At 45.8% G+C, this 11,339-nt stretch carries 8 protein-coding genes and 1 pseudogene; 6 read left to right on the forward strand and 3 right to left on the reverse strand.

Going from position 1 to position 11,339, the window contains the following annotated elements:
• Window positions 1-487: 487 nt before the first annotated feature.
• From ENN47_07850 to ENN47_07860, 3 genes are read left to right on the forward strand one after another with little or no spacing between them, the layout of a single operon-like run.
• The gene (locus ENN47_07850; protein HDP78081.1) at window positions 488-2,182 is read left to right on the forward strand and encodes an iron ABC transporter permease; all 1,695 of its coding nucleotides are present in this window, start codon (window positions 488-490) and stop codon (window positions 2,180-2,182) included.
• 4 nt (window positions 2,183-2,186) lie between these two features.
• Entirely contained in the window at window positions 2,187-3,266 is a 1,080-nt protein-coding gene (locus ENN47_07855) for an ABC transporter ATP-binding protein (protein HDP78082.1), read from the forward strand.
• Window position 3,267: 1 nt separating this feature from the next.
• Window positions 3,268-4,200: a hypothetical protein gene (locus ENN47_07860; GenBank protein ID HDP78083.1), complete on the forward strand. Its 933-nt coding sequence runs from the start codon at window positions 3,268-3,270 to the stop codon at window positions 4,198-4,200.
• Between the two features lie 42 nt (window positions 4,201-4,242).
• On the opposite strand, the gene ENN47_07865 is transcribed toward ENN47_07860, so the two are convergent.
• A complete protein-coding gene (locus ENN47_07865; GenBank protein ID HDP78084.1) occupies window positions 4,243-7,401 on the reverse strand; it encodes a PAS domain S-box protein in 3,159 nt (1,052 codons plus the stop codon).
• A gap of 151 nt (window positions 7,402-7,552) precedes the next feature.
• Window positions 7,553-8,188 (reverse strand): 4Fe-4S binding protein, encoded by a 636-nt coding sequence (locus ENN47_07870; protein ID HDP78085.1) that lies wholly within the window; start codon window positions 8,186-8,188, stop codon window positions 7,553-7,555.
• A 143-nt stretch (window positions 8,189-8,331) separates the two neighbouring features.
• Here ENN47_07870 and ENN47_07875 point away from each other — a divergent pair, with 143 nt between their 5' ends.
• Window positions 8,332-9,111, forward strand: a complete 780-nt coding sequence (locus ENN47_07875) for a GNAT family N-acetyltransferase (protein ID HDP78086.1) — start codon at window positions 8,332-8,334, stop codon at window positions 9,109-9,111.
• Between the two features lie 6 nt (window positions 9,112-9,117).
• On the opposite strand, the gene ENN47_07880 is transcribed toward ENN47_07875, so the two are convergent.
• Window positions 9,118-9,585, reverse strand: a complete 468-nt coding sequence (locus ENN47_07880) for a hypothetical protein (GenBank protein ID HDP78087.1) — start codon at window positions 9,583-9,585, stop codon at window positions 9,118-9,120.
• A 141-nt stretch (window positions 9,586-9,726) separates the two neighbouring features.
• On the opposite strand from ENN47_07880, the gene ENN47_07885 reads away from it, so the two are divergent.
• Both ENN47_07885 and ENN47_07890 read left to right on the forward strand, forming a co-directional pair.
• The gene (locus tag ENN47_07885; protein ID HDP78088.1) at window positions 9,727-10,122 is read left to right on the forward strand and encodes a DUF4440 domain-containing protein; all 396 of its coding nucleotides are present in this window, start codon (window positions 9,727-9,729) and stop codon (window positions 10,120-10,122) included.
• Between the two features lie 175 nt (window positions 10,123-10,297).
• Window positions 10,298-11,339, forward strand: a pseudogene (locus ENN47_07890) (MFS transporter).

Here is an 11,339-nt window from a genome sequence, read left to right on the forward strand (position 1 = left end):
GTAGCGGAGGGTTTGCACTGGTCTTTGTATGCGAGAAAAGCTGATGCTCTGAAGTAGTCCTGTAAAAACAGTTGTTCGATGTTCGTTCTTGGTTTCTGGGAGGAGAATACATATAAATCACAAGACCAAATAACGTGAAGAGTGAATGGATAGTTCAATTCTCGAACAGGCAATCCTATTCTAAAAGGTGTTCAAAGAGCACATCCCCCATCGTAAGCGGTCCCCCCGCTCGATAAGGATTCAAGATCAAGAGCCTGGAACAACTGGGTCTAGGGTTATGGGGTGTAGGGTCTCGCGAGAGAGAAAAGCGTCTATTAGTTTTGACGCTGCGCGCCCAGGTTCTTCTCTTGGTTGAAAAGCGAGAGAATAAGTGGGATGGCGAGACTGAAGAGACGCGAAAATTCCAACTGATTCTGGAACTAAGAGACAAGATTATTGAGCTCCGGTGAAATATGGGTAATGATGGGCTTTAATAGGAGGTCGTCCTGTGGCTATAAGGGGAGAAGAAGCAAAAAATAGGTTTCTGAATCTTCTTAGGGATCCAGTTCTGCTTTTGATAATAGTCCTGATATTCGCTGCCCTGGCAATATTCATTGTCTATCCCCTATTCAGGGTTTTCGCGGTCAGTATGACCGACAAGGAGGGCGGATTTGACCTGAGCGCGTACAGCCACGCCTTCTCGAATCGATACATGAGGCAGGGCTTCTTCAACAGTCTTCTGGTGGCCGGCCTTACGGCAATATTCGGAATGCTCGTCGGGTATCTGTTTGCTTACACACTTAACAGAACGGATATTCCGCTGAAGGGTTTCTTCAGAACTGTCGCCGTTCTGCCGATAGTCTTTCCACCGTTTATTGGTGCGCTTTCTATCATAATGCTTTTCGGATTCAACGGGATCATTACCGCCGGGATATTCGGGATCAGGAATTTTCCGGTGTACGGTTTATGGGGTCTCATGATGGCCCAGGTGGTCTGCTTTTTTCCGGTTGCCTTCATCACACTGGACGGAGTTATAGGAACCATAAGTCCGACACTTGAGGATGCAGCCTTCAATCTCGGAGCAAATCGATGGCAGGCCTTCAGGAAAGTAATTCTTCCAATGTCGGTTCCAGGTATTGCAAGCACGATGCTTGTTCTATTCATAGAGTCGCTCGCCGACTTCGGAAATCCCTTGATTCTTGCGGGCAGCAAATTTCCCGTGCTCTCCGTCCAGGCTTATCTTCAAATAACGGGGATGTTCGATACTAAAGGAGGAGCAGCCCTTGCAGTCTGGTTGCTGTTTCCTTCCATAGTTGCATTTATTATTCAGAAATACTGGGTTGGAAAGAAGAAGTATGTTACGGTGACCGGAAAACCGACAACTTCTGTCCTTAAGAGTGTAAGTAAACCGGTAAAATGGCTTCTCTTTTCACTGTGTATGTTTATCGCAGTCTTCACACTCACAATTTACGCCACGATTTTCTGGGGAGCCTTTGTGAAGGCGTGGGGAATGAACAATACTCTTACTCTGGAGAACTTCAAGTATGTCTTCGATGTCGGACTCGAAGCAATCAAGGACACTCTTGTTATTGCTTTTACATCCACACCGATATCTGCCGTTCTTGGCATGATAATCGCCTTTCTTCTCGTCAGGAAAGTCTTTCCTGGAAGAAGGGTCATGGAATTTACTTCAATGTTGAGCTTTGCAGTTCCCGGTACAGTGATCGGGATAGGGTATATTCTTTCATTCAACAAACCCCCGTTGCTGCTCACGGGAACTCTGGCGATACTTGTTCTCAACTTCGTCTTCAGGTACATACCGGTTGGAATACAGTCGGGCGTTGCTTTGCTAAACCAGGTAGATCCTGCGATCGAAGAGGCGGCATATACTCTTGGAGCAGATAACAGGCAGGTTTTCACGAAAGTGACGCTGCCGCTAATTATGCCGGCCTTTTTCTCCGCTTTAGTCTTTGCCTTTGTCAGAGCAATGACTGCAATCAGCGCGGCCATATTTCTTGTTTCAGCCAGATGGAACTTGATAACGGTTCAAATATTGAGTCAGAGTGATTCCGGACGTCTATCGGAAGCGTGTGCCTTTTCAGTGCTGTTGATCGGTATGATCATGAGCTTCATTGTTATATTGAAGATCTTCCTTAAGAACAAAATTAGTCTATCCAGTGGTGGAACGGCAGGACAGGGGTGATTTGATGAGTCTAGTACTGAGAAATGTAAGAAAGGTCTTCACTAGCTACGGAACGGAAACGGTTGCCGTAGACGATTTTGATCAGGAGATTCAAAGAGGACAACTGGTAACGCTTCTGGGGCCTTCGGGTTGTGGAAAAACTACGACTTTGAGGATCATCGCGGGTTTTGAAGTTCCCACAAACGGGCGCGTATTGCTGGATGGAAAGGACGTCACAAACCTGCCTCCCAATAGGAGGAGCATTTCGATGGTCTTCCAGAGTTACGCTCTCTTCCCTCACCTAACTGTGGAGGAGAATATCTCTTTTGGTTTGAAACTTAAGAGACTTGACAGAAGCACCATGAAGAAGAAAATAAGGGAAATGACGGATCTCGTCGGCCTCAAGGGACTTGAGAAGAGAAGACCGGATCAGTTGTCGGGAGGTCAGCAACAAAGAGTAGCACTTGCAAGGAGTCTGGTTATGGAACCAAGCGTTCTGCTCTTTGATGAGCCGCTTTCGAATCTAGATGCGAAATTGAGAGAGTCTATGAGGCTTGAGATCCGGCGAATTCAACAGGAGGTCAATATTACCAGTGTCTATGTTACTCACGACCAGGTTGAGGCGATGAGTATTTCCGACGTGATTGTTGTAATGAGTGATGGGAAGGTTATGCAGATCGGGAGCCCGTTCGACATCTATGCGAGACCTCAGAACTGTTTCGTAGCAGATTTCATAGGAAGGGTCAACTTTATTGACGGCGAGGTAGAATCTATCGACGGAGACTCGGTAACTGTTTCATCCAGTTCACTGGGAAAGAAGTTTGTGGGCAGAAAGGGTGGAGAACTCTCCCCCGGAGATGATGTGAGGATAGTCCTGAGACCGGAGTCTCTCTCGGACAGGGAAGAAGACAAAATAAACGTTCTCAATGGAAAGGTATTGAAATACGTTTTTCTGGGGTCTAATGTCGAGTACGAAATTGAGCTTCCCGATGGAAAGATTCTGAATGCAGTGACCTTCAACCCAATCGAGAGAAAGTTCCCCGTTGTGGGAAAGGAAACGGATCTGTATTTTTCCAAAGAGAGCGCCTGGGTGATCAAGAGCTGAGATGGACGGTCATGATGTCTTGACTTTTTACTGCCTGGATAGGGGCAAGGGTTTTCTCTCTGAGAGAGTAGAGGTAACACCTTATACTTATGAGAAAGAAGACCCAGGCCCCTACAACTTTTCTAAGAGAGGCTTCGGAGATTATCTGGGGCGACAGTATCTTTCCGATTCGGACGAAGAGCTGCGGGTGGATTTCTTCGAGAATTCGTTGCCGGTCGGGGGCAAAGCCCCCGCCTGGCAGATTATGACCGTCTACTCTTATGAACCTGATTTTGGAATGGACAGAGGCCTAAAGCTCTCTCCCCTGCAAAGGTTTATGGGAAGCAGCGGAACGTGGCGACATGAAGAGTATCACATCATACTTCGCTTTGGTGAAGTTACAAAGAGATTCCTTCACTTCGATCAAATGAGCGAACTTGCTATACAAAAGGGTGACAGGTACTGGGCTCTGAGATTTGCGGCCAGAGCGATTCACTATCTTGAGGACAACGGAACACCCTATCATACTTCCCCGGGCACTATTCTCGAAATTCTGAAGATCCCTTTTCTTTATAGGAGCCAGTTCAGGAGAATCAGCGTTTATCACAAATTTCACGACAGATATCTGGGCTATCGGTTGTGGAGAGGTTACGAACCTTTTTTGAAGGAGATAGAGCGGACTGAAGCAGGCATATTCGATGGGCTTGAAGATATGACAAAGGGAATAAGAAGGAGAGCCCTCGACCTTCTACCTGAGACAGAACTGTTTGTGAAAGGGCTTTTGCGTGGTGCTTCCTCCGAAAGTCCTTCAGGAGAGTTTTCAAGGGAATATTTTGATAGACTCGTCAATTCGCAGGACACTCGTCAGCTGGATGAAGTAAGCTGTAAGGTGCTTCGTAATCTTTCTTCGGGAGTGAAATCTTATCTGAATCAACTGGAAAGAAGATTTAGCTGAAAACCGCTTAGAATTGTCTTAAGACTGGAAGGGCTGGCAGGGTCACTCTGTGAACTGAAACCCCTCTTCGAAAAGTTCAAGGCAGGCCTCGACGACTCTTCGATCGTAGAGTCTTCCGGAGTTCTGCCGTATTTCATCTAGTGCCGCCTCCATACCAAGAGAGGCCCTGTAAGGTCTGTGAGAAGACATCGCTTCAACCACATCGGCAACGGCAATTATTCGAGCCTCAATTCTAATTTCCTCTGGTTTCAGCCCGTTTGGATATCCTGAGCCGTCCAGTCTTTCATGGTGCTGGACCACAATATCCGCTATGGGCCACGGGAAATGAACTCCCTTTAAGATGTCGTAGCCCTTACTGGAATGCTCTTTGACGAGGTCGTACTCGAGATCGTTCAACTTCACCGGTTTTGTCAGTATCTCGGAAGGTATTGCACTCTTTCCTATATCGTGAAGCAGCCCGGCAACTCGAATCGATTCGATAATGTCCTTGTATTCATCATTATCTGAATAAAGTCTTCGGGCAACAGCAACTGAAAGCTCACTCACCCGTTTCTGATGACCGGAAGTGTATGGATCTCTCGCCTCGACAAGAGATGACAGTGTGTTTATTAGTGATTCAAGGCTTCTTTTAACCGACTCCTCTGATCTCTTTCTTTCGGTAATATCTAGAACGATCGCGACGAAAACACGCTCATATTCGTCTTCATGTAGTTGAAGTCTCACTTCCACGGGATAGGCGGTTCCGTCTTTTCTGACATGCTCGGTCTCAAAGACTTCATAGGACATCGGGTCTTTCTTGAGTCTGTTCAGAACTTCCTCGAAAACTCCTCTATCCATCTTGAGTTTCAGATCCAGAGGAGTCATTTTACGCAGTTCGTCAAGAGTGTAACCCGAGTTTTCCGTAGCCCCTCTATTCGCTTGAAGGAAACGCAATGAGTCCGGGTCGAACAAATACATCTCATTGAACGAGAGATCTATGACACTCCCAAGCCTCTTAAGAGCCATTTCGGCAATCCTTCGACTTGTAATGTCCAGAGCGATAGCAGCGATCATCGGTCTGTCGCCTTCGGAAGGTATGGGGAACTTCTGCACATAGAGGATCTTCTCCTGACCGTCGGCAGCCATAATTCTTTCTTCCCTCACTATCTGTTCTCCGCTTTGAGTTCGCAAGTCGTCGTCAAGGATATCTCTGCCTAGCTTTCCCGGGTAGTTTTCCTTTGGATCTCTTCCAATCCAGTCGTCCTTGAATCCGAACATCTTGCTTGCAAAATCGTTGAAGTATGTCATTCTCAAATCGCTGTCCGAAATGAATACTGCTCCGGGAAGTCTATCCATGAACAGAGAGAATCTTTTCTGGAGAAGTTTCTCGTTCTTCTCAAGCTTGAGCTTATAGATTGCATAAGAGATGTCGTCGACTATTTCGGAGAAGAGGTCTCTTTCCTCCTTTGAAAGATAGAAACTTGCCTTAATGACAACTGCCATGGCTCCCATGCAGTTGTCAGCAACTCTTAAGCCTTTTGCAAACACCGCAAGATCACCGGAGTCGTTAACTGTCAAGCACTTCTCGCGGTATTCCTTTCCTCCGATCGAAATAACCCCTTCCCTTTCCATTGCCTCTCTCATCATTGGAGGAATATTACCTGATTCTAAACTGGATTCTATTTCCAGCAGTTGAGATCTGCTGAAGCCCGAGGCTGCCCAGCTTGAAAGGTCCCCATTCTTGGTCAACACAATCATACATCTCTCAAAGCCTCTTGAGCCGGTCATCAACTCGGCACTCTTCTTTATGAGATCATCGATATCATTTTCGGTAACGATCAGACGATTAACTCTTCTAACAGATGATAGAACTCCGCTCTGGTGCTCTAGCTGAGCTTCAATTCTCATTGATGAAATGCCGAATGAGATGTCTTCAGCAAGCTCCTCCAGTAGTCGAACCTCCTCACTATCAAAAGCGTCTTCATACTCCGAGTAAATCACCAGGCTGCCTATTACCTTTTTATCGACCAAAAGAGGGATTGCAATCGAGGCTTTGAGTCCGTACTTCAAAACAGTGTCTTTCCAAGGCAGATAATCGGGGGAACGATCAATACTCCTGGTAATAATGGTCATTCCCGTCTTAATGGCTTTTCCTATGGCACTTCTGCTCAGTTCGCTTTCGTCCCAGGTAATTGCAACTTCAAATGGATAGTCCTTTGCCTTTCCGCTGACGGCAACAGGATCAAGAGTCTTTCCTCCAGGCCTCTTAAAGGCTACCCAGGCAAGCGGAAAATCCCCGATCTTGGCGACAATATCACAAAGTCCATTAAGAAGAGAGGCTTCTTCCTTTGCATGAACCAAGAATTCATTTGCCCTGAACATCAGTGTTAGCAGCTTGTTAAGCCTTTGAAGTCTGATTTCGGCCGCTCTGTGCTGTGTTTGATCCGTATGAATCCCGACCATTCGCAAGGGTTCCCCGGTCTTGTTCCTCGATACAACCTTTCCCCTTTCAAGAACCCAGACAGACGAGCCGTCCTTCCCAATAAGCCTGTACTCCAGCTGATAGTTGGGCGTCTTGCCTGTAAGACATTTCTCTAGAAGAGACTCTAGTTCAGCGAGATCTTCCGGATGAACTCTCTTCTTCCATTCCTCTACGCTGCTGGAGATCTCTTCGTCAGAATAGCCAAGCATTTCCTTCCATCTCCTGGAAAAGAGAACCTTGCCCGACTTAATATCCCAGTCCCATATGCCTTCGCCGGAAGCCTCTACTGCATTAGTGAGTTTCGAAAGGCTTTCTCTCAGTTCCTGCTGAACGATTACTCTCTCAAGAGTATAGGAGAGCCCGGCAGCGACTTCCGAAAGAAGCTTCTTCTCTTCTTTAAGAAAGGGATCTCTCCTTATGTCAATCTCTTCTGTTAGGGAGACGCTTATTGTGCCGATTTCTCTTCCGTTCACATCGATTCCCGCCGAGATCATTCTTTCATCAGACCATTGTTCATTGTATATATACTCGTTTCCCTCGATCTCTATTCTTACTGCTATCTGTTCGGGAAATGTAAATCCCTGTGGAAGCTGTTCCATTACAGGTTCAACCGCTTCGTCGACAGTCGAAGACTCATGAAGTGCACTGTATATTTTGTAGATGCAATCCAGTTCCTTCATCCGCTCCTGAAGAGCAAAAACTGATCTAGCCAGGTCGTCGCTGCCTTCTTCAATCGCCACTGTAATACCTCTCTGCTCTGTAATAGATAGAATGATTCTAGCATTAAAAATCGCATGAGCAATCCGATATTAGAACAATAGAAAGCCGTCCCCAGAGTCAATGGGACGGCAATGGCTCTTAGTTTTGTCCTTTCCTAAGTTAGAATACTGATCATTCAAATCGAGAGTAATTTATCGAGAGTTTAGGGCAACTCTCCTTGCATTTCAGACATACAAGGCATTCTGAGGAGTCAATCTTCATTCCATCCTCTTCAGTTTCAATTGCACTTACAGGGCAAACCCTTTGACAGATTCCACAGGAAACACATGATGTTTTTTCTACTCTCATCCCGAAGAGCGGACTTTTTGAGAACATTGATAGAAGTGTTCCGAAGGGACATATATATCTGTGCCAGAACTCCTCTTCGAATACCAGAGTAACCAAGACTGAGAAAGCGGTGATGTACAGAAGCAGGTTTATCCTTATCTTAAAGGCCTTAAATGCTACCATAAGAATGACGAAGAGCACCAGTATGGCCCACCTAAATATGTTTTTCTTGAATACTGCTGGTGTCTTCAGTCTCTTGATCCTCAGTCTCGAGTACAACCAGTTGATAGGTCTGAATAATGTCTCCATAGGACATACCCATCCACAATAGACTCTTCCCAGAAAAAGAGCTCCTAGGAGACCGATTCCGAATATCAGGAACCATCTTTGCAAATCCTTGTTACTCAACAAGAAAAAGAAGAGTGTAAGAAAAATTATCTCCACTATTACTCGGAGAGTTGCGGCTTTTTTGTTTGACATAGTTATCTCTCCCTTCAATCAGAGTCTATAGCATTGGAGCGTTCAAGTCCGTGACATTTATCACGAGTTTTTCTATGGACTAAGCTCTCGGCTATTTTTCTGGTATATTCTTCTCTATAGGCCTGAATACTGGTGGTGATTATTTGAAGAAGATCCAGGGAAGTGAATGGAAGAGACTCCTTCCTTTTCTGTACAAAAACAAGGAGTTCAACATGTTCATTATTGGAGATATCGAGAATACAAGTCCAGACTCAGAGCACTTGGAAATCTTTCTTGAAGGGAATTTCGAGTGCCCTGACGGGATACTGCTTCGTTACTACAAATTCTTCGTTCTTGCAGATACTTGTAGAATGAATTTCAAGGAAGCAGCCGAAATCATAAGGGGGTACGAAGAGGCAATGATGTTGAGTGGGACAGTTGGTGGGATAGATGCAATTTCCCCACATTTGGGTGGCTTGATCAAGGAAGAGGATATGCTACATTTTGCAGTTCTGAAAGAACCCAGTCTCATAGATCCAACACATAAGGTAAGAAGGGCAACGATGAAAGACGCCTTGAAACTCCTTGCTTTTGTTAGTTCGATAGAGGAGTTTCACGCGACCGAAGAGGAGTCTTTCATGGCCACACTGAGAGACGGAAGCACCCGAAGATATATAATTGAAGATAGGAGCGAAATCGTGGCTACGGCCGCCAGTACTTCAGAGAGTTCCGATATGGCAATGATAATTGGTGTTGCAACAAGAAAGGATTGTAGAGGACAGGGGTATGGCTCCGAAGTCGTTTCGAAACTGTGTGGAGATCTGATGGCGGAGGGAAGGACTCCGTGTCTGCTCTACGATAATCCTGCTGCAGGAAGAATCTATAATCGTCTTGGATTCAGGGAAATTGGAAAGTTAAAGACGTTACGATTCAAGAGACTATAGGTTCATCTAGAAATCGATTACGAGACCCACTTGACCCATCGGGACGAAGTTGGTTTCTGGAGATGTGATTCTCTGAACCATGTTCAAATTCAACCCTAGCTGAACTCCGGCCTTAAGTCCAGGTGATATGTTCCATTTCGTTTCCAAAAGCACACCCAGAACTGCTGCGAGACTAAACGATTCGGAAATGATCGCTCCCAGGCAACCTCTCATAAGCGCTGAGACTTCCATTCTGTCCTTATGGAGGATTATCAATGAATAACTGTATCCTCCTGTGAAAGAAAAAGACCAGGGGCCTGCCGGTCCGAATATCGTGATCGGCGGTATCGCTCCAAATCCAAAGCAAAGACCAGAATCCATCTCAAAGGACAGGCCGAGTATAGAGGGGCCTTCAATCCCCATCCTCAACGTGAGCCCCGGAAGTACCGAAAAGAAAAGGAGAACCGCAATAATTGAAGCGAGAACTTTCCTCATGATCCACCTCCCTTCTTCGGGAAGATTATATTCTTTTGTCTTTCATATACAGCAGCATCTTGTACACAGATGATCGGCAGGTTGATGATAAAATCTTACTAGCGATGAGGAGTGAGGTGTGTGTCAATGAAGCTTAGCAAGATGTCGGCTAAAGATGTTCTAAAGGCTTTCTTCGAAGGCTATAGAAGTCAGGATTTTGACTCGTTAAGAGCACTTTGCAGTAAGGAAATCACCTATATAAATCCTGAAGGACTTGTCAGCGTTGGCATCGACGAATTTCTTGATCTTCTGAAAAAGGAATTCGATTCATTTGGAGTTCTTTTCGAGCCTGTATCTTGGGAAGTTACCGTTGAAAAACCTTCACTCTGTTCTATTTCCTGGAAAAGGGGTATTAGTTTTGCAAGGAAAGCCGCTCTCAGAAGAGTGGAGGTTTTTGGCTCGGCTCTTCTTATGAAAGCTGATGGGGGGTGGCAGTTGCTACATTTTCAACAGGCAATTGCAGGCTCCTTCGCTAAGCTTTTCAGGGCCAAGAAGTGAGCATGGCTTATCTTGCATATTATAGAGGCCTTAATGAGGTCTTAATGCTTAACTAATGATTTAAAATATCAGTACGGTACTACGAACCGACTGAACAGATTTGCCCGGCAATTAACGTCAATTTAAGGAGGACAGGTCTGTCGATAATTCGAAAAAGGTTGGCGCGCCGTCTTCAGTGGTTAGGAGCCAATCAGATCTCTGTGTCCGCTTTTCCTTAGGAATAATTCATTTTGCCCTGATAGACGACTTGAGCCGGACAGCAACTCAGACTCAAAAACCTTGCATGTTTGCTTCTGCGTTCTTTGCTATTACCATGATTCCGGGAGGAAAACTGCAGGATAGATTTGGTCCGATGTCCGTTCTCTTTTCTCCTCGATTCTTGCCGGCATAGGTTTCGTATTTTCGGGGTTGAATCTTACTGCGGCGGTTTGACCTTTTTCTTTGGACTTGTATTTGGATTGGCAATGGGTAAAGGTTATTCATTACCGACGCCGGCAGGTGTGAAGTGGTTCCATTCGGATCACAGAGGACGAATCTCAGGGATCGTAGCAAGCGGTTTCGGGTTGGCTCCAGTATATATCGCGCCACTCACGTCTAATCTCTAAGAACTGTTTGGCCTTCCAGTAGCTCTGACAACCCTGGGTTTCCTCTTCCTAATTGTATTCACTCTCTTAGTCTTCATCTCCAATTCTTCCGATGGCGTCGAGAAGGTGAAACTTGAGAAGAAACCGATAAGATTTCACAGACTTGCAGCAAAGGACTATATTCTGGCAGAGGTGACAAGAACGCGTCAGCTCTATTTGTTGCGGTCCATGTCCTTCTTTGACACATTAGCTGGATCGCCTATTATTGGCCAGATGTCCAAGATCCGACTGGAGCAGACATCTATAAACAACGGTTTTCCGCTTTTGGTCGTATATGCAATTCTTTATTTCGTTGGTCGCATAACGTGGCGAACGATATCGGATTTCATTGGATGAACTGCCACACTATTCACGATGTTCGCTATTCAGGCCGTTATATACTTCTTGTTCAGTTCACTCATAACCCTCTGGCGATTTGATAGGCAAGATTGTTGTCGGACTTTCGATGGAATGCTGGCGATCTTCCCCGTGGTGACGGCAGATTTCTATGGTGTCAAGAACCTTGGAGCGAATTGTGGAGTCATGATAACTGCCCGGGGGGTCGGCTGTGTCGTCGGACCTTTGCTGGGCGTA

The organism is Mesotoga infera (genome assembly GCA_011045915.1).
GTDB classification, from domain to species: Bacteria; Thermotogota; Thermotogae; order Petrotogales; family Kosmotogaceae; genus Mesotoga; species Mesotoga infera_D.